Genomic DNA, 25,717 nt, shown 5'->3' with positions numbered 1-25,717 from the left:
TTCATTGAAAGAACAAGACCTTTTTAAACTTTGACCTGTTGTTTTTTCCATAACGGCATCTACATGCCGAACCGCCTTACTTTTCTTTCAGATCTTTCAGCCATTCCGCAAACGCCCTGCCCGTCGGCATTCCGGCTGAAGGATATGCATCGTGAAATGTTTCAGCCGGAAAATATCCTTCAGGAAAATCAAATCCCTAAGAATCGGAGGAACATCGGTCCGGCTGAAGGATTCCAATCCCCGGCTGAAGGATTCCCGAGTCCAATCCTTCAGCCGGAATGCCGACGGACAGGGCGTTTGCGGGAAGAATGAAGGATTTGAAGGATTTTTCAAGGTATTCTATACAGAGTATTATGAACGGCCATACCTCACTGAAAAAAGTAAGATATCTTCGTAGGGCAGGTAAGTAGTGTTACTTTGCCCGGGAACATATCTTACTTTGTCCACGAAGATATCTTACTTTTCTTTACAACAATACAGACCGCATGGCCGCCCAGCTAAGGCAATCATACCAAAGCTTATCGCAAACCGGGTGCCTCTAAATCATTATCTCTGTTTCAACGGCACATATTCCAGTTCTTCCAATACATTCTTGTAGGCCGGACGAATAATACGTTTTCCTTCAAAATTCAGCTCCTCATTGCGGTGTGCGCACCACCCCACGATACGAGCCATTGCAAACAAAGGTGTAAATATTTCCTGTGGCAGACCAATCATTTCATATACGAAACCTGAATAGAAATCGATATTGCTGGACACCGTCTTGCCGTTATTCTTAATCTTTCCGAACATAGCAATGGCACGTTCCTCCAATAGCTCCAGAAAAGCAAATTCTTCCTCCTTTCCTTTTTCTTTTGCCAAATCACGAGCCAATTCTTTCAACAAGATGGCACGAGGATCGGATATCGTATAGACCGCATGACCGATACCATAAATCAGACCGGTCTTATCATACGCTTCCTTATTCAACATACGGGTAAAGTAAGTATCAATTTCGTCCACATTCGTCCAATCCTTGATGTTTTCCTGCAAATGATGGAACATATCCGCCACTTGGATATTTGCCCCTCCATGAAGCGGACCTTTCAACGAACCGATACCTGCGGCGATGGCCGAATAAGTATCCGTGCGGCTGGATGAAACTACACGGACGGTAAAAGTAGAGTTATTACCACCTCCGTGTTCAGCCTGAAGTACCAACAGCAAATCAAGCGTGCGCGCATCAAGCTCCGTATAATCCTTTTTCAACATATACAGGAAGTTTTCTGCGATAGACAGTTTTTCACGCGGATGACGGATATGCAACGAACGACCATACGTGGCATGGCGCAACATGTTATAAGCGTATGCAATAATGGTCGGGAACTTGGATATCAAGTCAATACTCTGACGCATCAGGTTATCACGCGAAGTATCATCCGCCTGCGGGTCAAAACGGTACATTTCAAGCACGCTACGGGCCAGAATGTTCATAATGTTATTTCCCTCCAACTCAATGATATTCATTTTGGTCTTCTGTTCCAACGGAGTATTGTCATTAATCAACTCACAGAAAGAAGCCAACTCTTCCTTGTCAGGCAAATGACCGGACAATAACAGATAAGCCACCTCCTCAAAACCAAAACGTTTCTCCTTAATGATACTATGTGCCAAATCTTCCAAATCATACCCACGATAGAAAAGTTTGCCGGGAATCGGCTTCAATCCTCCGCCGGGAATACGTTCATACCCTACTACATTGCCTATCTTGGTCAACCCTACCAAAACACCGGTGCCATCTTCGTTACGCAATCCGCGCTTTACATCAAACTTCTTGAACAATTCGTTCTCAATCCGGGTCGCATTCTTCATTTCCTCGGAGAGTTTGTAAATGATATATTCTTTCTTCATATCCGTGAGTTTTTAGGAGTTTATTCTTTCTATGATTTCTTTTGTAAATGCTGATGTACCGAGCGAAACACCTCCGGGCATAAAACGGGCAAGGTCATGAGTAGCCCGCCCCTCGCCAAAGCTGGACTCCAAGGCATTTACTATCAGCTCCGCCGCCTTATTCCAACCAAAATGCTCCAACATCATAACAGCCGAGAGAATTAATGAACAAGGATTCACCACATCCTTTCCGGCAATATTAGGAGCCGTACCGTGAGTTGCTTCAAAAATGGCATGACCGGTGTTATAATTGATGTTCGCTCCGGGAGCGATTCCAATACCTCCTACCATGGCTGCCAACTGGTCTGAAATGTAATCTCCGTTCAAATTTAAGGTAGCCACCACCGAATACTCTTCGGGAATCAATAAGGTATTCTGCAAGAATGCATCGGCAATGCAGTCTTTTATCACTAATTTGCCTGACGCAATGGCATCTCCGAACTCACGTTCCGCCAGTTCATACCCCCATTTCTTGAAGCCGCCTTCAGTAAACTTCATAATATTTCCTTTATGCACCAGCGTAACCGACGGCAAGCCATGCTCCAAAGCATATTTGCACGCCGCACGCACCAAACGTTCCGTTCCTTCTCTGGACACAGGTTTTACACCAAACGAAGAACTTTCAGGAAAGCGCACTTTAGCCACTCCCATTTCATCATGCAAAAAACGATAGAACTTCTCAGCTTCCGGTGTTCCGGCTTCCCATTCTATACCTGCATAAATATCCTCCGTATTTTCACGGAAAATATGCATGTCCACTTTTTGCGGCTCCTTCACCGGAGATACCACTCCACGGAACCAGCGTACGGGACGCAAGCATACATACAAATCCAACGTTTGGCGCAAAGCCACATTCAAAGAGCGGATACCACCTCCCACCGGAGTGGTCAACGGCCCCTTAATCCCTACGCCATATTCTTGAAACGCTTTCATTGTCTCATCCGGTAACCAGGAGCCTGTTTCATTAAAAGCACGCTCTCCTGCCAAAACTTCCATCCATTCTATTTCATGTTCATTGCCATACGCCTTCTTCACGGCTGCATTCACTATGGCTTGCATGGCTGGAGTGATTTCCACTCCCACTCCGTCGCCTGTAATATAAGGTACTGTCTTCTTCATTTTTTATCTTGCATTTAGAGCAGAGCCGGCACGGAACCAACCTATCTGCTGTTCGTTATAGGTATGTTGCACTTCAAAACTATCCTGAGTGCCATCTTCATGGTGTAAAGTCACAGTCAGATTCCTGCCGGGGGCAAAGTCCGCCAATCCGCTGACGGTAATCAAATCATGTTCTTGAATCTTGTCGTAGTCCGCCTTGTCTATAAAGGTCACCGCAAGCATTCCCTGCTTCTTCAGATTCGTTTCGTGGATGCGGGCGAAACTCTTCGCTAAAATAACCTTTACATTCAGGAAACGAGGCTCCATAGCGGCATGTTCACGACTGGAACCTTCACCATAATTTTCTTCTGCAACAACAATGGAGCTGATACCTTCAGCCTTATATTGCTTGGCTGTACCCGACACACCCTCATACGTATTTGTCAAACGGTTCCACACCTTGTTCGTTTCACCATTGAAAGCGTTCACCGCCCCCATCAGCATATTATCCGAAATATTTTCCAGATGACCACGGAAACGCAACCACGGACCTGCCATTGAAATATGATCTGTGGTACATTTACCTTGAGCCTTAATCAGTAAAGGCATATCCGTAAAATCCTTTCCATCCCATGCCGGGAACGGAGCCAATAACTGCAAACGTTGTGATTCGGGATTCACCTTAATTTCCACCTGTGCACCGGCAGGAGCCAAATAACCAGGATTTCCCTGAGTAAAACCGGTCGACGGCAATTCATCCCCTTCCGGAACTCTCAGTTTCACCTTCTCACCCTCCTGATTGATCAAAGCATCCTTCAACGGATTGAAACACAAATCACCTGCAATGGTCAGGGCCAGCACCACTTCGGGAGAAGCTACAAACGCATGTGTATTCGGATTACCGTCTGCACGTTTGGCAAAATTACGGTTGAAAGAGGTCACAATCGAGTTCTTGCGGAGCGGATCATCTGTGTGCCGCTTCCATTGTCCGATACAAGGGCCGCAAGCATTGGCCATTATAGTAGCTCCTATTTTCAGAAAAGCATCTATCATGCCGTCACGTTCGGCTGTAGCGCGAATCTGTTCCGATCCCGGATTAACAATCAACGGAGCCGCCACACTCAACTGTTTTTCATCTACCTGTCGGGCAATAGATGCCGCACGGCTTAAATCCTGGTAAGATGAATTGGTACATGAACCAATCAAGCCCACTTCCATTTTACGCGGATAACCATGGGCCAGCACTTTCTCGGCAAACTCTGAAATAGGAGTAGCGGCATCTGGTGTGAACGGACCATTAATATAAGGTTCAAGTTCGGACAAATCAATTTCAATCACCCGGTCATAATAAGCTGACGGATCAGCAACCACTTCTGCATCAGCCTGCAAATCGGCAGACACTGCATCGGCCATTGCAGCTACCTCCTTACGTCCGGTCGCCTCCAGATACACCTTCATCCGTTCGTCATACGGGAAAAGAGAAGTCGTAGCCCCCACCTCTGCGCCCATATTACAAATAGTCGCTTTGCCGGTAGCCGAGAGTGAAGCCGTACCTTCTCCAAAATATTCGATAATGGCATTCGTCCCCCCTTTCACAGTCAGAATTCCAGCCAGTTTTAAAATGACATCTTTCGGAGAAGCCCATCCGTTCAACGCACCTTTCAAATGTACTCCGATCAATTTCGGCATTTTCAGCTCCCACTCCATACCGGTCATGACATCCACCGCATCAGCACCGCCGACTCCGATTGCCACCATTCCCAAACCTCCGGCATTCGGAGTATGGGAATCAGTACCCACCATCATACCTCCGGGGAAAGCATAATTCTCCAGCACTACCTGATGAATGATACCCGCACCCGGCTTCCAGAATCCAATGCCAAAGCGCGAAGACACATCCCTCAGAAAGTCATATACCTCGCGGTTACTTTCTGTTGCTGTCGCAATATCCGGACCGGCACCTTTATATGCTTGGATCAAGTGGTCACAATGCACGGTAGAAGGGACAGCCACAGTCTCCTTACCGGCATTGATAAATTGCAGCAGCGCCATCTGTGCCGTCGCATCCTGCATAGCCACACGGTCGGGTCGGAAATTCACATAATCCTCACCACGTTTGTATTTCTTCAACAGTGCATCATCATACAGATGCGTGTACAGAATCTTTTCTGCCAACGTCAACGGACGCTGCAACACTGCTCTTACCCGCCCTATCTTCTTTTCAAAAGAAGCATAAAAGGCTTTTAACATGTCCAAGTCATATACCATATCCATCACAATTTATAATTATTACAGTTTTAGATTCTTTTTATTTTTGGCAAGATAGAAAAAAGAATTGAATTCTTGCGTAATCTATAATACGTTTAACAAAATAAAACATAAAGTGCTTTTAGAGGGATAATTATTATCTTTGCAATTCTTATAGAAAAAAGAATAAATATGAACCAGCATAAATCCCTCTCTACTATTATTAACAAATTACAACGCAAAGAGTTGTTGCTTCACATGGAATATAATTACGAAAAAGAAACTTTCAAGCAACAAACCGAAGCGATGGGCATCGACCGCAAAGTGAAACGTGGCATGTGCTGGTATCCTGTCAGCACAGGAAGAAGCTATTACAACTCTTTAAACCAACTGGTTATAGAGATGGAAAGACAGGAGGACAAAGAAATAGAACATGTATTCGAATTCGGACGTCCTGTTTGTTTTTTCACTCAAGACGCCCCGGGAAACATCCATTATTTCAATTTCACAGCCACTGTGAATTATGTGGATGAGGACCGCATGGTCATCGTTTTGCCATCGGCAGACGCTTTACTCAACATACAGGCAACCGAGCGTCAGTTGGGGGTTCAACTTTATTTTGATGAAACCAGTTACCGACTGATGTTTGAAGCCTTAAGCCAAGTTATTAAAGCAAAAGACAATCGTCTGGCAGAACTACGGGATATTTTCCACGGCACATTAAAAGCACAAACGTTCAGTTTTGGTTTCACTCGTTTCCCGTGGCTGAATAATTCACAAGAAGAGGCTGTGAACAAAGTAATGCATGCAAAAGATGTGGCCATTGTCCACGGCCCTCCCGGAACTGGAAAGACCACCACGCTAGTAGAAGCCATTTATGAAACGCTACACCGGGAAAACCAAGTGATGGTATGCGCTCAAAGCAATATGGCTGTAGACTGGATTAGTGAGAAACTGGTAGACCGGGGCGTTCCCGTTCTCCGTATTGGTAATCCTACCCGTGTCAATGATAAGATGTTATCCTTTACCTACGAACGACGCTTCGAAAGTCATCCGGATTATCCGCAGCTTTGGAGCATCCGAAAGGCCATACGCGAACTCTACAACCGTTCGCGCAAGGGAGCGGAACGGGAAAATATACGTCTGAAAATTAATTCATTGAAAGACCGGGCCACCGAGCTGGAGATCCGCATCAACGAAGCCTTGTTCAGTGAAGCCCGTGTCATAGCTTGCACATTGGTAAGCTCTGCCAACCGGGTTCTGACAGGGCGTAGATTCGGAACTTTATTTATAGATGAAGCCGCACAAGCATTGGAACCCGCTTGCTGGATCGCCATCCGCAAAGCAGACCGGATAGTCCTGGCAGGAGACCATTGCCAGCTCCCTCCTACCATAAAATGTGTGGAAGCTGCACGAGGCGGATTGGATCAGACTTTGATGCAGGAAATTGTGCAGAACAAACCGGAAACTGTTTCCCTGCTGAAGGTTCAATACAGAATGAATGATGAGATCATGCATTTCTCTTCGGAATGGTTCTATCAAGGGGAATTGAAATCCGCTCCCGAAGTAAAATACCGTGGGATTCTGGATTACGACACTCCTATAGAATGGGTGAATACGGAAGGAATGAACTGCAATGAAGAATTTGTAGGTGAAAGTTTCGGCCGTATCAATAAAGCCGAGGCGGCACTTTCCATTTCCCAACTGACCCATTACATTAATAAAATAGGAAAAGAACGTTTTTTGGAAGAACGGATTGATGTAGGACTGATTTCTCCTTATAAAGCACAAGTACAATATCTCCGCCAACTGATAAAACGGGATGCATTTTTCAAGCCTTACCGACACCTCATCACCATCAATACGGTAGACGGTTTCCAAGGACAGGAACGGGATGTGATCTTAATCAGTCTGGTACGTGCCAATGAAGACGGACAAATCGGTTTTTTGAATGATTTGCGAAGAATGAATGTCGCTATTACACGTGCACGTATGAAACTTATTATATTAGGAGATGCCTCTACGCTGACAAAACACCCGTTTTATAAGAAATTATACGAATATATCCTAGCACTGCAAGAATAAGAAAAAGGAGGACAGAACTCTAATAACACTGTTTTCCAGATTGTCATTAGTTTTGCTCTCCTTAAAGATTTTTTTATTAAAGCACATTCTTCATTCCTCTTTCTGATCCTCCCGTTATCGAAATAAACAATATTCAGAATCACAAAAGGACAGAAGATCTCAGTTGTGGTATAATTTCAAATAATTATTAAGACAATTTACTCATAAACTTCTCCTTGTCCACAATATAACGTACATGTGTACCTTCCCCAATCACACCCTTGCTATCTTGTGCCCGCACTTCAAAAGTAAGTTTTCTGCCTTCTACCTCTTTTAATACGGCAGTAGCCGAAACCGTATCTCCCACAGCCGAGGGCTTGATATGAGTAGTGTTCATCATGGCTCCTACTGTAGTAGAACCTTCGGGCAAACCGCCTGCCACCGCATTCATGGCAGCATTTTCCATCAACGCTACCATAGCGGGAGTAGCAAACACATTCAAATCGCCACTACCCATAGTGGCAGCTACATTTTCTTTTGAAACGACAACAGTCGAAGTATAAGTTAATCCTGTTTCCATCATGCTATTTTTTATTCTAAATGCAAATGTAACTGAATATCATATATCATACAAATCTATTTTTCCATATTTATCTTTTACCCTCTCATCAAAATCACAAAAATATGTATAACAGAAATACAAATTCCACACTCCAACTGCCTGCCACAAAAGTCATAATATTTGAGAACAAAAAAGCTGTCTGGCCCTAGTAAACAACCACCTGATTACCTAGCATAAGTCTATGGGATAATAAAATTATAACCAAGTACCGTCCTTATCTACCTTTGCTTTAAACTCTTTACCTGTCTGTTTGTTTTCCAAATCAAGTATATACCATTCATTATCAGGTGTCACTACATAATCAGCATCATCTATCACATAGTCTGAATATTTTTCCATAACCGATTTTTTTACCGCTTCCGGTAAATTTGCCACCTGTACATCCCAGCTTGTTCCCATCCATTCGTTCCGCTCATTGAAATAAACCTCTTTCTCTTTGTTTTCATCTAAAATAGTAACTTCCTGCAAACCTTTCTCACGTTCTATTTCCACAATTGTCGCATTAGGATATTTCTGCTTGACAATAGCTATAATGCCATTTGCATCAGGCTGCGGCAAATAATCATCATAATCTTCTTCGTATCCGGTATCTACAACAGTTTTTACCAATATGCCTGTAGACAAATAAAACAAATCCAGCTCAGACTCTCCTTTTTCTACCTCAATGACATAAAGAGTTTCCATTCCCTCACGAGTCAACTTATCCACATCATCCACCCGCCAATCAGCATATTTGCTTGCTTTATGGGCAGTAAGTATAGGTTCGGGAAGATTTTCATAACGAACATCTGTTTCTGTCATATACCAGGCAGCCGATAACGGATTGAACCATGCAGAATGCTCCCCACCATCCCAATTAAAATCTACTACAGCATAATCACCTTTCAGCTCCCATTCCACGTCTTTAGCTTGCGGATATTTTGCATTAAATGCAGCCTGTACTTCTTTTGAAACCAAATGTGTGTTTTCAGGAACATCGCTATTGTCATCATCACTACAACCACTAAAAGTTAGTGCAGCAGAAGCTGCGAAAAATAAAAATAACATCCAATTCTTTTTCATAATCACATTGTTTTATAGTATCTTTTTGATGCAAAATTCTTATAGGATTCTGAAAAGAAACTGAAATCATAAAGAAAAGTTCAAAAAACATTCGTCAAACAGCAAATAACAGAAAAGCCATACCTAATAGCCCACTTGCACTGAAATGACCTTGAAGCCCCCGATATCTACTTTTAAATTCTTATAAAAGAAGAACTAATAAAGACAAAACAAAATCTCTTCCGAGGTTTTTATTACCTTTGCAATCCTATTTGAACAGAAACGAAAAAAATATGATAGTTTGTATTGCCGAAAAACCTTCCGTAGCCCGTGACATAGCGGATGTACTGGGAGCAAAAAACAAAAAAGACGGATATATAGAAGGAAACGGATATCAGGTTACCTGGACATTCGGACACCTCTGTACTTTGAAGGAGCCTCATGAATACACTCCCTCATGGAAAGCATGGAGCCTGTCCAGCCTTCCCATGATCCCACCTCGTTTCGGCATTAAGCTGATCAGCGATCCGGGCATTGAAAAACAATTTCGCATTATAGAAGGACTGATGCAAAATGCCGATGAAATTATAAATTGCGGTGATGCCGGCCAAGAAGGAGAACTTATTCAACGATGGGTCATGCAGAAAGCAGGAGCACACTGCCCGGTGAAACGTCTATGGATTTCATCCTTGACTGAAGAAGCCATACGCGAAGGATTCAACAAACTAAAAGACCAAAAAGAATTCCAACCTTTATACGAAGCCGGATTAAGCCGTGCTATCGGCGATTGGGTATTGGGTATGAACGCCACCCGGCTCTATACCTTGAAATACGGACAAAACAGACAAATACTATCTATAGGACGGGTGCAGACTCCGACTCTGGCACTGATAGTAAAGCGTCAGCAAGAAATAGAAAACTTCACTCCGCAACAATATTGGGTGCTGGCTACTTTATACCGGGAAACCACATTCTCTGCCATCATCCGCAAAAGCGATGAGGAATTAGCTCAGGAAGAAAGCGACGCCAAAGAGAATCCCAAGAAAGCCAAAAAGGCTGAAGAGAACAGGGGAATTCCTCCCATCATTGATCTTGCTACCGGACAGGCACTCATGGAGCGTGTCAAAAATGTTCCTTTTACTGTGACAGAAGTAGCAAAAAAACAAGGAACAGAAGCCCCCCCCCGTCTTTTCGACCTGACTTCCCTGCAGGTGGAATGTAATAAAAAATTCGCTTATTCAGCCGATGAAACTCTAAAACTTATCCAGTCATTGTATGAAAAGAAAGTGACTACTTACCCTCGTGTAGATACTACTTTCTTAAGCGATGATATCTATCCCAAATGTCCCAATATATTGGCGGGACTAACTCCATACACAGCATTTACCGCCCCGTTGGCAGGACAAAAGCTCATCAAGTCCAAAAAAGTATTTGACAATTCAAAAGTAACGGATCACCATGCCATTATTCCTACGGGACAACCTCCTGTAAATCTGACAGAAATGGAGAAACGGGTATTTGATCTGGTAGCGCGCCGCTTTATTGCCGTATTCTATCCCGACTGTAAGTTTGCCACTACTACCGTAATAGGCGAAGCTGACAGTATAGAGTTCAAAGCCACAGGAAAACAGATTCTAGATCCCGGATGGCGCGTTATCTTTGCCAAACCACAAACCAATCTGCCTGAAGGTATGACCGATCCTGACGCAGAAGCCCGTGAAAGTGACGAAGAACACTCCTTACCCGCTTTTGTGAAAGGAGAAAGCGGGCCACATCTGCCCAAACTAGACGAGAAGTGGACACAGCCCCCACGGCCATATACAGAAGCAACTTTACTGCGCGCTATGGAAACTGCCGGTAAGCTGGTAGATAATGACGAGCTACGCGATGCATTAAAAGAAAATGGAATAGGACGTCCGTCTACACGCGCAGCCATTATTGAAACCCTGTTCAAACGCCATTATATCCGTAAAGAACGCAAAAATTTGATTGCAACCCCTACCGGAATAGAACTGGTGGGACTAATCCGCGAAGAACTGTTGAAATCTGCCGAATTAACGGGTATATGGGAAAAGAAACTACGTGAAATAGAAAAGAAAAGCTATGATGCAACGACTTTTCTAAATGAATTAAAGCAGATGGTGAGTGAAATAGTACACAGCGTTTTAAGTGATAATACAAACCGCCGTGTCACCGCAATAGAGGAAACAGCGACAAAAGCTGCAACACCCTCTACGGCCAAACAGCCTAAAAAAAAGACCGGCACCCCACGAAAAAACACTTCTTCAGCCACGTCCGCTCCCGCTATCCCATCCGATAACGAATTGGCGGGAAAAACCTGCCCGCTATGTGGCAAAGGAACGATTATAAAAGGAAAAACCGCGTATGGCTGTTCAGAATGGAAAAACGGGTGTACCTACAGGAAGTCGTTCTGACAACCACACTTTCCTTTGTACAAGGCCAACAAAATTTGTATATTATAGAATTCAAGCAAGTCTGTACCCGGAGAAGCATTGCGTCAGTCTATGAAAAGCAATATGCACAATCTTCCCGAACAAATTTATGGCTCCTTTTAGCATACAAAAGAAAGTTCTTCGGGCAAATAACCGCTTCGGATACGCCACTCCTGCGGATAGAGGTTATTAGCCCGATTACCAATGTTCTTGGCAAATCCCAATGGAATATTTTTATAAGTTAAAAGTATATAGCCACGCGGAACAGAAGCATCCAATGTGATCGCTTCTTTACGCAAATAAGCAATAGCTTGTTCATAGGTCAATTCAAAACAAGAGAAACCATCATGATTCAGCTGTGTGCTCATTGCCAACGAATGATCCGGTATCACGTCTTTTCCTTTCAACTCGCCTATAGTAACGCCCGCATGAACAACTTTTAATTCCTGTCGGAACAGGTCATATTCCGAAAGATGAACATTGGGGAATGCTATCACCTTCGTACCTCTTACCTCAAACCGGAAATCCTCTGCCTGCTTTAACCAACTTTTTACTTCTTTGGGAAAAGGAGCAACCTGAGACAAATTCCCTTTTTCTCCTTTCCTCTTCTTTTTCGTTATTTTCTCCTTGTCATCCCGACAGCAAATGCAAGGAACAGCATGAGAAATGGCGACACTCTTCCTCAATACAGCCAAGAAAAATCCTTCTCCTTTTACTCTATGAGGCAAAAAACGATAAACAGGAAAATTCTGTCCCGCCAAATTTCCGATTATCCCCCATTCCGATACCACTGGCACTTTCAGTATCTCCGCCCCCAATTCATCAGCAATCCAAGCCACATTTTTCTCATCTTCTTCCCTATTATAAGTGCAGGTACTATAAATCAGCAGGCCACCGGGTTTCAAAGCCGGCCATATATCCGCTAAAATCCTACGCTGACGTTGCCAACAAACCTGCACATTGTCCGTACTCCATTCCTCTACAGCCACAGGATCTTTACGGAACATCCCCTCACCGGAACAAGGCACATCCGCCAAGACAACATCAAACACCTCTGTCAAAGAAGTGAAATCGGCCGGATCGTTGTTCGTCACCACAACTTCTACATTTCCCCACTTTATCAAATTTTCAGCCAATACCTGAGAACGGTTACGCATCACCTCATTAGCCACCAACAAACTACCTACGGGAAGAACTGAACGCACATGAGTAGACTTGCCACCGGGAGCAGCACATAAATCGAGCATCACCACAGGCCCGGTAATATAAGTGCGTAATACCTGTTCCACAAACATGGAAGACGCTTCTTGCACATAATAGCAACCAGCATGAAACAACGGATCGAATGTAAAAGTCGGTCGTTGCGATAAATAGACCCCTGCGGATGCCCAAAGTACCGGTTCTCCTGTAACTTCCCCACTCCACTTCGTACGATTGACACGGATACTGACAGGAGGCTCTGTCTGTAAAGCAGCTTCCAACGCACGATAAGTTTCTTCCCCCATCCATTCCAGGGTTCTTGCTTCAAATTCTGATGGTAATTTCATATTTCTTCCTTTTTATACTACAAAAATACGATGATATTTTGGGATTATCTGAAAATTTTCTGTCTATTTGCAACCTATTTCCTAATTCGTTCCGTCTAACTAGCAGAAAACAATAATAAAGATATAAAAACATGAAACAGTTACTTTTTATTTTGGCCTTACTCATAGGGACTTGCTTCGCAACCCATGCCAAAACAATCAAATTAGTACCTTCCGCCCTTGACAGCACCCGGATGGATACAGTCGTTATAAGCGACCTGCAAGATGTAGATGAGGATCAGAATGCTGCCATGCATAACATTAGTTCGGATTTCGGTGACTGGAATAGCGGTCCTCCTACTTCGGTAGCAATTGTCGCACTCATCATCTGTTGTGGACTCCCTTTCTTTATTGTAGCTATTGTACTTTGGTTCAGGTACAAGAACAAACAAGCCAAATACAAACTGGCTGCAGAGGCTCTGGCAGCAGGACGAACCATTCCGACCGAACTGTTCAATGACCCCGAAGAACAAGGAAATGCTGTAATGACAAAGGGGATCAAGAATATATTCTTAGGCATTGGTCTGGGAGTATTCCTTTGGGTGTTGACAGAAGAAGAAGGATTGGCAGCAATCGGATTCCTTATTTTCTGTATGGGGTTGGGACAAGTATTGATAGCTTATACTACCACTCCACACAAAAAGAAAAAAGATGATCCTTTCCCTCCTACCCGAATAAACCAGGATGAAAACGGAGCCAAATCAATAAAAATTGAAAATATTGAACTGGAACGTAACGAAGAGGCCAAAGAAACACAAAACATAAAGAACAATATAGATACTCCCCACAACGAAGAATAAAAATGAGCCAAATCAACGACATAGCGTTGGTAGCACAAGTGGTGGTCTTTAAAAACACCCGGGCGTTTGATACTTTGGTCAAAAAGTACCAATCGCCCATCAGGCGTTTTTTCCTGCACCAAACATTAGGAGATACAGAACTCAGCGATGACTTGGCACAGGAAACTTTTATAAAAGCATACACCAACTTGGCTTCATTTAAAAATTTGTCCAGTTTTTCCACATGGCTTTACCGTATTGCTTATAATATATTTTATGACTATATTCGCAGCAAAAAAGAAACGTCCGGACTGGAAACTTGGGAAATAGATGCTGTTTACCAAACAGAACAAAGGCAAGTAGGTGAACACATGGACATATATCGGGGATTGAGCCAATTAAAAGAGGTGGAGCGAACCTGCATCACCTTATTTTTTATGGAAGATCTTCCGATAGAAAAAATCGCAGTGATTACAGGAATGCCTGCAGGAACAATCAAGTCCCATTTATCACGCGGAAAAACAAAATTGACAACTTTCTTAAAACAGAATGGTTATGATGGAAAACGATGATAAATTAATTAAGAATTTCATGCTTGCCTACAAACATGAAATTGAGGACAATGGATTTTCACGCCAGGTTATCCGCCGCCTCCCCCAACAAGCCAAGTGGTTATCGGATATACTCAGTGTAACTTGCGCCATTATCTGCTGTGCATTATTCTATATTTTCAATGGCTTTGAAATTCTATGCCAGACAATCAGTGACATAGTCGCTTCCCAAACTTATTATTTGATGAGTGATACTAATTTCCAATCACTGATCATCGCCACAGTGGTTCTTATCATCATCGGTGTACAACGTGTATGCAGTTTAAAATGGTAAAAAACGAAATAGACTCATTCTCATGCTCGGAAAAAGAAAGATTTTATGTACTTTTGCAATCCATAAAATGATTTTCCGAGCATGAAACAATATTTAGATCTGTTAAACCGTATCTTAACCGAAGGCGTTCACAAAGAGGACCGTACCGGAACAGGAACCATTAGTATATTTGGTCATCAAATGCGCTTCAATTTGGAAGAAGGCTTCCCCTTGGTCACAACTAAAAAACTACATTTAAAATCTATCATCCACGAACTTTTATGGTTTTTGCAAGGTGACACCAATATAAAATACCTGCAAGACAACGGAGTACGCATCTGGAATGAATGGGCCGATGCAAACGGCGATTTGGGACATATCTACGGTTACCAATGGCGTTCCTGGCCAGATTACAATGGAGGCTTTATTGACCAGATTTCCGAAGCAATAGAAACCATCAAACATAATCCGGATTCACGACGCATCATTGTCAGCGCATGGAATGTAGCCGATTTAAACAATATGAATCTTCCTCCTTGCCATGCTTTTTTTCAATTCTACGTTGCCAACGGACGTTTAAGCCTACAACTTTACCAACGCAGCGCAGATACATTCCTAGGAGTACCTTTTAATATCGCCTCCTACGCATTGTTGCTGCAAATGGTAGCACAAGTTACCGGATTACAAACCGGTGATTTTGTTCATACACTAGGTGACACACATATCTATACCAACCACTTGGAACAAGTAAAACTTCAATTGAGCCGTGAACCTCGTCCCCTACCTCAAATGAAAATCAATCCGGACATAAAGGATATATTCAGTTTTAAATATGAAGATTTTGAATTGGTGAATTATGATCCATGGCCACACATTGCAGGTAAAGTATCTGTTTAGTAGTTATGGTGAATAAGCTACGCAAGGTTATTCATCACTTACCACTAATATCACTAAACATTCACCACTAATCACTCATCACTATGAATATTTCAATTATAGTAGCAATAGCACGCAACCACGGCATTGGATTTGAAAATAAATTATTATACTGGCTTCCCAACGATTTGAAACGTTTTAAAGCCTTAACAACCGGACATACTATTATCATGGGGCGCAAAACCTTTGAATCACTTCCAAAAGGAGCACTTCCCAATCGTCGGAATATTGTATTAAGCCGCCGGGAAGGAGCAGCCTTCGCCGGGGCTGAATGTTTCCCCTCATTAGAGATCGCTTTATCCCACTGCAAAGAGGAAGAAGAAATATTTATTATAGGCGGTGCCAGCTTGTATAAAGAGGCAATGCATATAGCCAGACAATTATATATCACATTTATTGATGACACATCCAAGGAAGCTGATGCTTATTTTCCCAAAATAAAGAAAGAGGAATGGAAAGAAACAGGTAGAGAAGATCACCCGACAGATGAAAAACATCTCTACCCGTATAGTTTTATTAATTATAGCCGCATAAAGTAACAATTAATCTTCATCAGCTAAATCGAGAATAGGCATTTGTCTCTTAATAGCCTCATTAAATGATATAATAGTTTCTGAACGAGCCAAGCCCAATGGTTGTAACTTATCATGGATTATGCTAAGCAAATGATGATTGTTCTTTGCATAAATCTTGATAAACATATCATATTGTCCCGTAGTGAAATGACATTCTACGACTTCAGGAATACCTTTTAAAGCCTCTGTCACTGAATCAAATTGTTCCGGATCTTTCAGATAAAGACCAATATATGCACATGTTTCATATCCGATCTTTTCTGGATCAATGACATATTCAGATCCTTTAAGAATCCCCAAATTGGTTAGCTTCTGAATACGCTGATGAATGGCAGCACCGGATACATTGCAAGCACGGGCTACTTCCAGAAACGGAATACGAGCATTGCTGGCTATCAACCTTAAGATCTGCTCATCCAAACTGTCTAATTGATGATGTCCCATTCTTTTTAGTTTAATTTTCTGCAAAGATATGACTTTTCTCGACAATATTCGTGCGATTCATAACTTTTATTGTATAAATACCAATAATTTAATAGAATATTCTATCTTTGTAGAAAATGCACAAACGATGAAAAAGACATTTATTTTTATTTTATGGAGTTTATTCAGCGTAGCTGTAAACGCACAAAATTTTAATGACTATTTCGAAGACAAAACGCTTCGAGTAGATTATATTTTTACTGGTAATGCCACTAAACAAGAAATATATTTGGACGAACTGTCAAGTCTTCCGAAATGGGCTGGACGCAAGCATCATCTAGCAGAGCTTCCCTTGGCTGGCAACGGTGAAATCACGATGAAAGATAAGGCAACAGGAAAAACTATTTATCGAACATCATTCTCAAGCCTTTTCCAAGAATGGGTAAGCGAAGAAGAAGCAAATAGGATAAAAAAAGGATTCGAGAATTCTTTTCTTTTGCCTTATCCCAAAAAGGAAGCAATAGTGACCATATCTTTAAAAGATGTATATCATAAAGTAAATGCCTCACTCACACATGAAATAGTCCCCAATGATATTTTAATCCATCAACGGGGAACAAACCATATTACCCCCCATCGCTATCTTCTGCAAAGCGGAAATACCGCAGATTGTATCGATGTAGCAATCATGGCAGAAGGATATACAGAAAAAGAAATGGATATATTTTATAAAGATGCCCAGACGGCATGTGACGCCCTGTTCAGTCATGAACCTTTCAAGAAACTGAAGGAGAAATTTAATATTGTTGCTGTAGCAAGCCCTTCGGAAGACAGCGGAGTCAGCATACCGGGACAAGGCAAATGGAAATCTACGGCTGTAAGTTCACATTTCAACACTTTCTATTCTGACCGGTATCTCACTACCAGTCGGGTAAAAAGTATTCATAATTGGTTGGCTGGAATTCCTTACGAGCATATCATTATTCTAGCCAATACAGACACCTATGGAGGAGGTGGCATCTATAACTCATATACACTGACCACAGCTCACCATCCGGATTTTCAACCAGTTGTAGTTCATGAATTCGGCCATAGTTTTGGAGGATTAGCAGATGAATATGCATATACCGAAGCTCCAAGCCCGCAATATCCATATGAAGTGGAACCTTGGGAACCGAATATCACCACATTAATTGATTTCGACAGTAAATGGAAAGATATGATTCCGAAAGGTACTGCCATACCTACTCCGGTAGCTACAGAAAATGCCGACTTATACACCAAAGTAGGAGTCTATGAAGGAGCAGGCTATACGCAAAAAGGACTTTATCGCCCTACTACCGAATGCAGAATGAAGATAAACGAAGCACCTGCATTCTGCCCGGTATGCCAACGTGCATTAGAAAGACTAATAAACTTTTATACCGCAAAATAGGTTTATACTTAAGACTAAACAAAGACAGATAAAATGATTGAAATTAAACAAGTAAAAACACAAGATGAGGTAAACTATACCTTTGTAGAAAAATTAATGCATACGGCATTCCCTCAAGAAGAACGTCGTGATACTGTACAACAGAGAGAATATTCTGATAATAATCTCCGGTTCTGTAACAACATTATTTTAGAAAACGGTAACAGCATTGGTATGATCAGTTATTGGACAATGGGAGATTTTTACTATATCGAACATTTTGCTATTGATCCCAGTCTCAGAAACGGCGGTTATGGAAAACGTGTACTGGAAATGATAAAAAAACAATTAAAAGGTCCAATTGTATTGGAAGTAGAGGAGCCTAATGATGAAATGAGCACACGCCGTATTCACTTCTATAAACGTTTGGAATTCACTTTGCATAAAAAGCCCTATATGCAACCTCCCTACCGTAAGGGAGATAACGGTCTACCAATGCTCTTAATGACCTATGGGGATATAGATATGGAAAGTGATTTTGAGAAAGTTAAAAAGACTCTTTATAAAGAAGTTTACGGACAAGAAATCTGAACATTCATTCTTCATCTTTCTTCAATTACTATAATGCTGACTCGCGCAGGAGTTTATCCTCAAAAGGTCCATTGTACATACTATTACTATACCATAGGTAGCAGATTAAATCCGTTCATAACAAATAAATAGAATAGAAGACATAAAAAAGGAAGCTGTTTTTAACAGCTTCCTTTTTTATCTATGCTTATATAACTATTACTGACGTTGAGTAGCTGAATAGTTAATTTTCAAAGCGTAAGCCTGACGAAGTGCCTGTTTAACATCGGTTACGATACCCATTCTTGTGTCCTTATCAACTTTCAAAGAAACGGTCATAAACGGCTGGTCTTCTTCTTTCATATTCAAACGCTCTTGAGTAATGTAGTCCTGAACTTCAGATACTTCAGCAAACTTATCATTCAACTGAATACGGCTTTCAGCACCCATTTTCTTTTGGAACTCCGGCAACGGCTTACCTATATAGATAAAGGAAACCAAAGACTTCTTTTCCAATTTTTCCAACTCTGTTCCTTGAGGAACCTGAAATTGAACCTTCAATGTAACCTCACGCATGGTTGTCACAATCATAAAGAAGAACAACATGGTAAAGATAAGGTCAGGCAATGAAGAGGTATTCAACTCAGGCATTCCACGTTTACCTGTTTTATTAAATTTTCCCATTACTTACCTCCATACTTTTTAGGTTCAGCTTCAGAAATCTTCTGCGGATAATATTCACGAATTGCTTTTTGCTCATCTTCATCACATTGAGCGTAAGTCTTGCCGAATTTAGCCTTTCCTAGCTCGTCTCGTAACTCATTATAAGCAGCAACCAATTCATTCTGTACGTCAATATATGCTTTATAGCTAGTACCAACGTCATTCTGAACAGAGATTACATGCTTTTCCGTAATCATACAATCACCCAGCAAAGGAATATTCTTTCTATGCTTTTCAGGCAATTTTTCATCATCATACGGATTGACTATAAATTCTTTTGCCTTTTCTTTTAATTGCTTAATGTCAATGTAGTCCTGACCACACATCAGTTGGTCATCTTTGTTCAAACGAACCTGGAGTACATTACGTTCCTTTACAATAATATCATCTTGTTTCTGATCCTTGTTTTCGGGAGGAGGCGGAAGACGTCTCGCCAAACCACGGTCAGTATCCATTGATGTTGTAATCAGGAAGAAAATAAGCAACATAAAGGCAATATCAGCTGTTGAACTGGAGTTAATTCCAGGTACGGCTCTTTTCTTTCTTGCCATTTTACTTACTTTGTTTTTTAATTGTTAAATATCAATGAGATAATATTATTTCTTAAAGATACCTGTCATATTTACCAAAGTTGCTAAAGCAGCAATACCCAGTAAGAAATAAATTGAATAGATAAACATATCTGTTATCTTCAACCAGAAAGTATCCGTATAAGGAGCTTCATTAGCTGTAATCGTTGCATCAGATCCCATAGCATAAGATATTAATACTACAGCAACCAACAAAACGAGACCAAGTAAAGATTTTATAGCTCCCATCGGATTATCTTTTAAAGCTGCGCCAAACTGTGCAATTGCTGCAATAACCGTCAAGCCAACAGTTACACCAAACAATGCATACATTAAGTATATCAATGTTTCAGTGTGTTCGGGAGCATTCATATCTCCCACCGGATTATTATATCCTACCAAGAAGAACATGCCCAATACTACCAAAATAACGGCAAAGCAGACATATAAAGCATAGTAGGACATTTTATATGATAATTTAGCCATTGTCCTAATTATTTTTTGTATTTCAAGTTGTACTTCATGATCATGTCAAGCAAAGTAATAGAAGAATCTTCCATAGCGCTTGTCAAAGCTTCAATTTTAGAAAGGATGTAGTTATAGAATACCTGCAGAATCAATGCTACAACCAAACCAAAGATAGTAGTAATCAAAGCCACTTTCATACCACCTGCTACAACTGTCGGAGAAATATCACCTGCCTGCTGGATTTTATCGAACGCCATAACCATACCGATTACAGTACCCAAGAATCCCAAAGACGGAGCCATGGCAATAAACAATGTAATCCAAGAACATCCTTTTTCAAGATAACCAGCCTGAACACCACCGTAAGAAACAACAGAACGTTCAACAACATCAACACCATCGTCAATTCTCATTAAACCCTGATAACAAATAGAAGCAACAGGACCGCGAGTATTACGACATACGGTTTTTGCAGCTTCTACATCACCTTTTTCCAAAGCAGCCTCGATGCTAGTCATCAACTTCTTTGTATTAACTTCTGCCAAGCTCAAATAAATAATACGTTCAATGCAGAAAGCCAAACCTAAAACTAGTGCTATTGCTACCAGAGACATAAAACCAGCATCACCTTCGATGAACTTAGTTTTTAACTCTTTGTGAAGACCACCACCTTCTTCAACCACTGCTGCTTCAGTAGTCTGTTCTGTTTGAGCCGGAGCTGCGTCTTGAGCCATAATAGGCTGAACTGATCCTAAAGTAAGGACTCCCATCACTGCAAGAATTGCAAATAACTTTTTCATTGTGTGTCTAATTTTTTAAGATTAATTAATTAATTGTTATTTATTTGTTTTAATTGTTTTCCTGCTTTTACGTTTTCCATAACAACAGCGGAGAGAGCGGGATTCGAACCCGCGAAACACTTTTGGCGTTTACACGCTTTCCAGGCGTGCCTCTTCAACCACTCGAGCATCTCTCCTTATTTCGGGCTACACAATACTATCTTTTTTAAAATCGGGTGCAAATTACAAAGAAAATCGGGAATTGCAAGCGATTTCAGCTACAAATGTATTCTTTTTTTTCGTCTTACGTAGAATTAACCCTGTCATTATTGGAATTACTCATCAAAATTAATAAACTTTAAAAACTTATTCAGCCATTTTGAACACTTTTAAAGCATTATTGGTCGTGATTCTGTCTATGTATTCAAAATCCACAGCATAGATTTCAGCAAGTTTCATAGCTACATTCTTTATATAAGAAGACTCGTTCCGTCTTCCCCTAAAAGGCACTGGAGCCAAATAAGGAGAGTCTGTTTCAAGGACAATTCTATCCAAAGGCAGATGCGTCAAAATTTCGGGCAAACTACTCTTCTTGAATGTAACAACTCCATTTATTCCAAAGACAAAACGCGAATACTCCAACACTTTTTCAGCCTCTTCTAAAGTTCCCGTAAAACTATGGAAGACCCCACTTAACTCAGTCGTTTTGTAAGGCTCCATCACTTCAAACAACTCAGGAAAAGCTTCACGACAATGCAGCACCAAAGGCAAATGATATTCTAATGCCCACTGAACCTGTATATCCAATGCTTTCTGCTGTTCTTTCAAATAGGTTTTATCCCAATACAAATCCATCCCCACCTCCCCTATAGCAATAAAAGGATGCCCATCGGAGAATATTTTTTTCATTTCATGAATACGGAACAATGAATCTGCATCAACAGAAGTAGGATGAAATCCGATCATTGGAAAACAATATCCCTGATATGCCGTGCAAACACTCAGCATCGCCTCTATAGTAGTATCATCAATATTAGGCATGAGAACTTTAGAAACTCCAGCAGCCTTGGCACGTTCTATCACCGCCGGCAAATCTTCCGCAAATTCTTCGGCAAACAAATGAGAATGTGTATCAATCATATCACACTTTCCTATTCATTAAATGACAAACAAAAGATTTCAACTCTTCTTTTTTCCCGGAAGGCATAGCTATACTTTCCAATAAAGAAAGTCCTTCAGCATAATAAGCATTAATTTTCTCTTCACAAATCCTGCCGATGCCAATCTTATCATAAAGTTCTGTCACAGCCTTTATCTTTTCCTCCGGATAGAAATCAGTAGATGAAATCCATTTTTCCAATTCTTTCCGTTGATGTCCGTCGGCCAAAGTTAAGGCATTAATCAGCATAAACGTTTTTTTATTACACAAGATATCCCCTCCAATATTCTTTCCAAATACTTTCGGATTCCCATATACATCCAGAAAATCATCCTGTAATTGAAATGCTAATCCCATTTTAATACCGAAATCGTATAATTTTTGTGCATCCTCTTCCGAAGCATCCCCTAACACCGCACCAATTTTTAAAGCGGCAGACAAAAGTACCGATGTCTTCAAACGAATCATCTCAATATATTCAGATACGGTAACATCACTACGTGTCTCAAATTCCATATCCCACTGCTGCCCCTCACAAATTTCCAAAGCTGTCTGACTGAAAATATCCATTACTTGCTTTAAATAGCTATCCGGACAATTATTCATCAGCCGATAAGCCAATACCAACATGGCGTCTCCTGAAAGAATAGCCGTATTTTCATCCCAAACCTTATGCACTGTAGGCTTATTTCTGCGCATATCCGCACGATCCATCAAATCATCATGCAACAATGTATAATTATGATAAGTTTCTATACCTGCCGCCTGTGATAAAATATCATCCACATTTTCTTTATAAAGCTGATAAGACAGCAACATCAAGACAGGACGTATACGTTTGCCACCTAATGAAAGGACATATTCTATAGGAGCATATAACCCTTTCGGTTCACGCATATAGGGCATTGTAGCAAGGTAGGTATTTACCTTATCTAATAATTGTTCTGCAGAAAAAGCCATAAGATTGTTTTAATTAAGGGATTATTAGAAAAAGAGGCTGCCTCAAAGCAGCCTCTCAATTAAGATATTGAAGTATTTTTATTACTGTAATTTGAAAGTTACAGGCACTGTATATTTCACACGTACAGCCTTACCACGTTGTTTTCCAGGTTTCCATTTCGGCATGGTCTTGATTACGCGGAGAGCTTCCTTATCCAAGTAGGGGTCTACACTACGTACAACCACCGGGTCAACGATAGAACCGTCCTTATTAACGACAAACTGAACGATAACCTTACCTTGTACACCATTTTCCTGAGAAATAGTGGGATATTTAATATTCTTACCTAAGAATTTCAAACATTCAGCCATACCCCCAGGGAATTCAGGCATTTCTTCTACTACTTGGAAAATTTGTTGTTCTTCGGGTTCTTCTTCTTCAACTTCAACCGGAACGTATTTAACTTCTACTGCCTGACCGGTTTCTTCTGAAGCCTGAATAGTCGTTTCTTCTACTTTAGCATCGTTTTCAACGATCTGAAGCACTTCTTCTACTTTAGGAGCTTCGGGAGGAGGAGGAGCTTGTTTTTGTTCCTGTTCCGTAATAGGGATAATTTCTTCTTCAAATACGACATCAGTTATACCTGTATCCGTAGTCACTTGCTTGTCGCGATCAGTCCATTCGAAAGCTACAAACATGAGAGCAAGGATAAACACATAACCGATAAGCAGCCAGGTACTCTTTTTACCTTCGAGATCTGCTTTAGGCGATTTTTTAACTTCCATAAATTGTGTTTTAAAAATTAAGTGTTTCTCACTGAGGGCAAATGTAACACAAATCTTTTAAATAAAAAGTATTTTCACATGAAAAATATGCTAATTCATTTTATTTTCATCCGATTTCATAGACATACACCCAACTTTTATCTATCTTTGAAGCGTTTTTAATAGTCACCTATACATTAATTATATATGAAGAAAATAACTATTGCCATTGACGGTTATTCATCATGTGGAAAAAGCACTATGGCCAAAGACTTGGCACGTGAAATAGGATATATCTATATTGATAGCGGTGCCATGTATCGTGCTGTTACATTATATAGTCTACAGAAAGGGTTCTTTTCGGAAAAAGGTATCGACACCGAAGCGTTAAAAACAGCAATGCCCGATATACATATTTCATTCCGGTTGAATCCGGAAACACAACGTCCCATGACTTTTCTGAACGATACAAATGTAGAGGATGCCATCCGCAGCATGGAGGTTTCTTCTCATGTAAGCCCTATCGCCGCCTTGGGCTTTGTACGTGAGGCTTTGGTAAAACAACAACAGGAAATGGGAAAGGCCAAAGGAATTGTCATGGACGGAAGGGACATTGGAACCGTTGTTTTCCCCGATGCCGAACTGAAAATATTTGTAACCGCCTCGGCTGCCATACGTGCACAGCGCCGTTATGATGAATTGAGGAGTAAAGGGCAAGAGGCCTCTTATGAAAAAATCCTGGAAAATGTGGAAGAACGTGACCGTATAGACCAAACCCGTGAAGTCGGTCCGTTACGACAAGCGGATGACGCTATCTTGTTAGACAACAGCCACATGAGCATTGCCGAACAGAAAGAGTGGCTGACCGAAAAATTTCAAGCAGCTATAAATGGTTAACATAGAGATAGACGAAGGATCTGGGTTCTGCTTTGGAGTCACTACGGCCATCCGTAAAGCAGAAGAAGAACTGGCAAAAGGAAACACTCTTTATTGCCTGGGAGACATTGTACACAACGGACAGGAATGTGAACGACTAAAAAAAATGGGGCTTATCACAATCAACCACGAAGAGTTTGCCCAATTACACGATGCCAAAGTACTGTTACGTGCACATGGAGAACCTCCTGAAACATACGCTATAGCCCGTACCAACAACATCGAGATCATTGACGCCACCTGTCCAGTAGTATTACGTCTTCAAAAGCGCATCAAACAGGAGTATGATAATGTTCCGGCAAGTCAAGACACACAAATCGTGATTTATGGCAAAAACGGTCATGCCGAAGTACTGGGGCTGGTAGGCCAAACTCATGGAAAAGCAATTGTCATAGAAACACCTGCTGAAGCTGCTCATTTAGACTTCACTAAAGACATACGCTTGTACTCCCAGACAACCAAATCTCTGGAAGAATTCTGGCAAATCATAGAATATATCAAGGAACACATTTCACCCGATGCCACTTTTGAATTTTACGACACAATCTGCCGGCAAGTGGCCAACCGGATGCCTAACATCCGCAAATTTGCAGCAGCGCATGATCTGATCTTTTTTGTCTGCGGACGAAAAAGTTCAAACGGAAAGATCTTATATCAAGAATGCAAAAAGATTAATCCGAATTCATACCTCATTGACCAGCCGGAAGAAATAGACCGGAACTTGCTCGAGAACGTCCGTTCCATCGGCATTTGTGGAGCAACTTCCACCCCCAAATGG

At 41.3% G+C, this 25,717-nt stretch carries 26 protein-coding genes and 1 tRNA gene; 12 read left to right on the top strand and 15 right to left on the bottom strand.

Annotation, left to right across the window (positions count from 1 at the left end):
- Positions 1-63: 63 nt before the first annotated feature.
- Positions 64-312 (top strand): hypothetical protein, encoded by a 249-nt coding sequence (locus AB5935_RS03430; RefSeq protein ID WP_038610931.1) that lies wholly within the window; start codon positions 64-66, stop codon positions 310-312.
- A gap of 234 nt (positions 313-546) precedes the next feature.
- Here the strand turns inward: AB5935_RS03430 and AB5935_RS03425 are convergent, their stop codons facing one another.
- From AB5935_RS03425 to AB5935_RS03415, 3 genes are read right to left on the bottom strand one after another with little or no spacing between them, the layout of a single operon-like run.
- Positions 547-1,890, bottom strand: coding sequence for a citrate/2-methylcitrate synthase (locus AB5935_RS03425; RefSeq protein ID WP_038610935.1), 1,344 nt, complete (start codon positions 1,888-1,890; stop codon positions 547-549).
- A gap of 12 nt (positions 1,891-1,902) precedes the next feature.
- A complete protein-coding gene (icd, locus tag AB5935_RS03420) occupies positions 1,903-3,048 on the bottom strand; it encodes an NADP-dependent isocitrate dehydrogenase (RefSeq protein WP_038610938.1) in 1,146 nt (381 codons plus the stop codon).
- A 3-nt stretch (positions 3,049-3,051) separates the two neighbouring features.
- Positions 3,052-5,295: an aconitate hydratase gene (locus AB5935_RS03415; RefSeq protein WP_032936420.1), complete on the bottom strand. Its 2,244-nt coding sequence runs from the start codon at positions 5,293-5,295 to the stop codon at positions 3,052-3,054.
- Positions 5,296-5,466: 171 nt separating this feature from the next.
- On the opposite strand from AB5935_RS03415, the gene AB5935_RS03410 reads away from it, so the two are divergent.
- Positions 5,467-7,359 carry an AAA domain-containing protein gene (locus AB5935_RS03410; protein ID WP_038610941.1) on the top strand — a complete coding sequence of 631 codons (1,893 nt, stop codon included), beginning with the start codon at positions 5,467-5,469 and terminating at the stop codon, positions 7,357-7,359.
- Positions 7,360-7,546: 187 nt separating this feature from the next.
- Here AB5935_RS03410 and AB5935_RS03405 read toward each other — a convergent pair whose 3' ends face one another.
- Positions 7,547-7,921, bottom strand: coding sequence for a thioesterase family protein (locus tag AB5935_RS03405; RefSeq protein WP_007836198.1), 375 nt, complete (start codon positions 7,919-7,921; stop codon positions 7,547-7,549).
- A 234-nt stretch (positions 7,922-8,155) separates the two neighbouring features.
- Positions 8,156-9,022: a PepSY-like domain-containing protein gene (locus AB5935_RS03400; protein WP_007856246.1), complete on the bottom strand. Its 867-nt coding sequence runs from the start codon at positions 9,020-9,022 to the stop codon at positions 8,156-8,158.
- 272 nt (positions 9,023-9,294) lie between these two features.
- On the opposite strand from AB5935_RS03400, the gene AB5935_RS03395 reads away from it, so the two are divergent.
- Positions 9,295-11,436, top strand: a complete 2,142-nt coding sequence (locus tag AB5935_RS03395) for a DNA topoisomerase 3 (protein WP_007840712.1) — start codon at positions 9,295-9,297, stop codon at positions 11,434-11,436.
- Positions 11,437-11,573: 137 nt separating this feature from the next.
- Here the strand turns inward: AB5935_RS03395 and AB5935_RS03390 are convergent, their stop codons facing one another.
- A complete protein-coding gene (locus AB5935_RS03390) occupies positions 11,574-13,001 on the bottom strand; it encodes a methyltransferase RsmF C-terminal domain-like protein (protein ID WP_038610944.1) in 1,428 nt (475 codons plus the stop codon).
- A 131-nt stretch (positions 13,002-13,132) separates the two neighbouring features.
- Between AB5935_RS03390 and AB5935_RS03385 the strand changes: the two genes are divergently transcribed.
- The 5 genes from AB5935_RS03385 (at position 13,133) to AB5935_RS03365 (ending at position 16,158) form a co-directional block, all read left to right on the top strand.
- Positions 13,133-13,840: a DUF6249 domain-containing protein gene (locus AB5935_RS03385; protein WP_008656280.1), complete on the top strand. Its 708-nt coding sequence runs from the start codon at positions 13,133-13,135 to the stop codon at positions 13,838-13,840.
- A 2-nt stretch (positions 13,841-13,842) separates the two neighbouring features.
- The gene (locus tag AB5935_RS03380; protein WP_005845869.1) at positions 13,843-14,391 is read left to right on the top strand and encodes an RNA polymerase sigma factor; all 549 of its coding nucleotides are present in this window, start codon (positions 13,843-13,845) and stop codon (positions 14,389-14,391) included.
- A complete protein-coding gene (locus AB5935_RS03375) occupies positions 14,375-14,704 on the top strand; it encodes a DUF5056 domain-containing protein (protein ID WP_022185198.1) in 330 nt (109 codons plus the stop codon). Before AB5935_RS03380 ends, AB5935_RS03375 begins: the two co-directional genes overlap by 17 nt.
- A gap of 81 nt (positions 14,705-14,785) precedes the next feature.
- Positions 14,786-15,580, top strand: a complete 795-nt coding sequence (locus AB5935_RS03370; protein ID WP_007836216.1) for a thymidylate synthase — start codon at positions 14,786-14,788, stop codon at positions 15,578-15,580.
- 83 nt (positions 15,581-15,663) lie between these two features.
- The gene (locus tag AB5935_RS03365; RefSeq protein ID WP_038610947.1) at positions 15,664-16,158 is read left to right on the top strand and encodes a dihydrofolate reductase; all 495 of its coding nucleotides are present in this window, start codon (positions 15,664-15,666) and stop codon (positions 16,156-16,158) included.
- Positions 16,159-16,161: 3 nt separating this feature from the next.
- On the opposite strand, the gene AB5935_RS03360 is transcribed toward AB5935_RS03365, so the two are convergent.
- A complete protein-coding gene (locus AB5935_RS03360) occupies positions 16,162-16,638 on the bottom strand; it encodes an Lrp/AsnC family transcriptional regulator (protein WP_007836220.1) in 477 nt (158 codons plus the stop codon).
- A 127-nt stretch (positions 16,639-16,765) separates the two neighbouring features.
- Between AB5935_RS03360 and AB5935_RS03355 the strand changes: the two genes are divergently transcribed.
- Both AB5935_RS03355 and AB5935_RS03350 read left to right on the top strand, forming a co-directional pair.
- Positions 16,766-18,052: an IgA Peptidase M64 gene (locus AB5935_RS03355; protein ID WP_008656274.1), complete on the top strand. Its 1,287-nt coding sequence runs from the start codon at positions 16,766-16,768 to the stop codon at positions 18,050-18,052.
- 33 nt (positions 18,053-18,085) lie between these two features.
- The gene (locus tag AB5935_RS03350; RefSeq protein ID WP_007836222.1) at positions 18,086-18,622 is read left to right on the top strand and encodes a GNAT family N-acetyltransferase; all 537 of its coding nucleotides are present in this window, start codon (positions 18,086-18,088) and stop codon (positions 18,620-18,622) included.
- Positions 18,623-18,820: 198 nt separating this feature from the next.
- Here the strand turns inward: AB5935_RS03350 and AB5935_RS03345 are convergent, their stop codons facing one another.
- The 8 genes from AB5935_RS03345 to AB5935_RS03310 form a co-directional block, all read right to left on the bottom strand.
- Positions 18,821-19,285, bottom strand: a complete 465-nt coding sequence (locus AB5935_RS03345) for an ExbD/TolR family protein (protein ID WP_007836223.1) — start codon at positions 19,283-19,285, stop codon at positions 18,821-18,823.
- Positions 19,285-19,875, bottom strand: coding sequence for an ExbD/TolR family protein (locus AB5935_RS03340; protein ID WP_007836224.1), 591 nt, complete (start codon positions 19,873-19,875; stop codon positions 19,285-19,287). Before AB5935_RS03340 ends, AB5935_RS03345 begins: the two co-directional genes overlap by 1 nt.
- 45 nt (positions 19,876-19,920) lie before the next feature.
- Positions 19,921-20,379, bottom strand: coding sequence for a hypothetical protein (locus AB5935_RS03335; protein WP_007836225.1), 459 nt, complete (start codon positions 20,377-20,379; stop codon positions 19,921-19,923).
- Between the two features lie 8 nt (positions 20,380-20,387).
- Entirely contained in the window at positions 20,388-21,161 is a 774-nt protein-coding gene (locus AB5935_RS03330; protein WP_007836226.1) for a MotA/TolQ/ExbB proton channel family protein, read from the bottom strand.
- Between the two features lie 88 nt (positions 21,162-21,249).
- Positions 21,250-21,337: transfer RNA gene (locus AB5935_RS03325), tRNA-Ser, on the bottom strand.
- A gap of 169 nt (positions 21,338-21,506) precedes the next feature.
- Positions 21,507-22,280, bottom strand: coding sequence for a TatD family hydrolase (locus AB5935_RS03320; RefSeq protein WP_038610950.1), 774 nt, complete (start codon positions 22,278-22,280; stop codon positions 21,507-21,509).
- Position 22,281: 1 nt separating this feature from the next.
- The gene (locus AB5935_RS03315) at positions 22,282-23,259 is read right to left on the bottom strand and encodes a polyprenyl synthetase family protein (RefSeq protein WP_007836235.1); all 978 of its coding nucleotides are present in this window, start codon (positions 23,257-23,259) and stop codon (positions 22,282-22,284) included.
- Between the two features lie 81 nt (positions 23,260-23,340).
- Complete coding sequence (locus AB5935_RS03310; protein ID WP_007836236.1) at positions 23,341-24,024, bottom strand: energy transducer TonB; 684 nt, start codon at positions 24,022-24,024, stop codon at positions 23,341-23,343.
- Positions 24,025-24,210: 186 nt separating this feature from the next.
- Between AB5935_RS03310 and cmk the strand changes: the two genes are divergently transcribed.
- Both cmk and AB5935_RS03300 read left to right on the top strand, forming a co-directional pair.
- Positions 24,211-24,900 (top strand): (d)CMP kinase, encoded by a 690-nt coding sequence (cmk, locus tag AB5935_RS03305; RefSeq protein ID WP_007836237.1) that lies wholly within the window; start codon positions 24,211-24,213, stop codon positions 24,898-24,900.
- Positions 24,893-25,717, top strand: an 825-nt coding sequence (locus AB5935_RS03300) for a 4-hydroxy-3-methylbut-2-enyl diphosphate reductase (RefSeq protein ID WP_368327325.1), incomplete at its 3' end; no start/stop codon positions are given. The genes cmk and AB5935_RS03300, both read left to right, overlap by 8 nt.

This window comes from Phocaeicola sp. RTP21198st1_B8_RTP21198_201120, assembly GCF_040929485.1.
In the GTDB taxonomy this organism is placed as follows: Bacteria; Bacteroidota; Bacteroidia; order Bacteroidales; family Bacteroidaceae; genus Phocaeicola; species Phocaeicola dorei.
Note: the sequence above shows the minus strand (reverse complement) of the source record. Positions and strands in the feature narration are given on the sequence as shown.

Coding starts and splice junctions, on each gene's coding strand:
- AB5935_RS03385 (WP_008656280.1), top strand. CDS start 13,133: ATGAAACAGTTACTTTTTATTTTGGCCTTACTCATAGGGACTTGCTTC.
- AB5935_RS03425 (WP_038610935.1), bottom strand. CDS start 1,890: ATGAAGAAAGAATATATCATTTACAAACTCTCCGAGGAAATGAAGAAT.
- AB5935_RS03395 (WP_007840712.1), top strand. CDS start 9,295: ATGATAGTTTGTATTGCCGAAAAACCTTCCGTAGCCCGTGACATAGCG.
- AB5935_RS03410 (WP_038610941.1), top strand. CDS start 5,467: ATGAACCAGCATAAATCCCTCTCTACTATTATTAACAAATTACAACGC.
- AB5935_RS03320 (WP_038610950.1), bottom strand. CDS start 22,280: ATGATTGATACACATTCTCATTTGTTTGCCGAAGAATTTGCGGAAGAT.
- AB5935_RS03360 (WP_007836220.1), bottom strand. CDS start 16,638: ATGGGACATCATCAATTAGACAGTTTGGATGAGCAGATCTTAAGGTTG.
- AB5935_RS03365 (WP_038610947.1), top strand. CDS start 15,664: ATGAATATTTCAATTATAGTAGCAATAGCACGCAACCACGGCATTGGA.
- AB5935_RS03375 (WP_022185198.1), top strand. CDS start 14,375: ATGATGGAAAACGATGATAAATTAATTAAGAATTTCATGCTTGCCTAC.
- AB5935_RS03405 (WP_007836198.1), bottom strand. CDS start 7,921: ATGATGGAAACAGGATTAACTTATACTTCGACTGTTGTCGTTTCAAAA.
- AB5935_RS03355 (WP_008656274.1), top strand. CDS start 16,766: ATGAAAAAGACATTTATTTTTATTTTATGGAGTTTATTCAGCGTAGCT.
- AB5935_RS03350 (WP_007836222.1), top strand. CDS start 18,086: ATGATTGAAATTAAACAAGTAAAAACACAAGATGAGGTAAACTATACC.
- AB5935_RS03390 (WP_038610944.1), bottom strand. CDS start 13,001: ATGAAATTACCATCAGAATTTGAAGCAAGAACCCTGGAATGGATGGGG.
- AB5935_RS03400 (WP_007856246.1), bottom strand. CDS start 9,022: ATGAAAAAGAATTGGATGTTATTTTTATTTTTCGCAGCTTCTGCTGCA.
- AB5935_RS03335 (WP_007836225.1), bottom strand. CDS start 20,379: ATGGCTAAATTATCATATAAAATGTCCTACTATGCTTTATATGTCTGC.
- AB5935_RS03310 (WP_007836236.1), bottom strand. CDS start 24,024: ATGGAAGTTAAAAAATCGCCTAAAGCAGATCTCGAAGGTAAAAAGAGT.
- AB5935_RS03315 (WP_007836235.1), bottom strand. CDS start 23,259: ATGGCTTTTTCTGCAGAACAATTATTAGATAAGGTAAATACCTACCTT.
- AB5935_RS03415 (WP_032936420.1), bottom strand. CDS start 5,295: ATGGTATATGACTTGGACATGTTAAAAGCCTTTTATGCTTCTTTTGAA.
- AB5935_RS03340 (WP_007836224.1), bottom strand. CDS start 19,875: ATGGCAAGAAAGAAAAGAGCCGTACCTGGAATTAACTCCAGTTCAACA.
- AB5935_RS03430 (WP_038610931.1), top strand. CDS start 64: ATGCCGAACCGCCTTACTTTTCTTTCAGATCTTTCAGCCATTCCGCAA.
- AB5935_RS03370 (WP_007836216.1), top strand. CDS start 14,786: ATGAAACAATATTTAGATCTGTTAAACCGTATCTTAACCGAAGGCGTT.
- AB5935_RS03330 (WP_007836226.1), bottom strand. CDS start 21,161: ATGAAAAAGTTATTTGCAATTCTTGCAGTGATGGGAGTCCTTACTTTA.
- AB5935_RS03345 (WP_007836223.1), bottom strand. CDS start 19,285: ATGGGAAAATTTAATAAAACAGGTAAACGTGGAATGCCTGAGTTGAAT.
- cmk (WP_007836237.1), top strand. CDS start 24,211: ATGAAGAAAATAACTATTGCCATTGACGGTTATTCATCATGTGGAAAA.
- icd (WP_038610938.1), bottom strand. CDS start 3,048: ATGAAGAAGACAGTACCTTATATTACAGGCGACGGAGTGGGAGTGGAA.
- AB5935_RS03380 (WP_005845869.1), top strand. CDS start 13,843: ATGAGCCAAATCAACGACATAGCGTTGGTAGCACAAGTGGTGGTCTTT.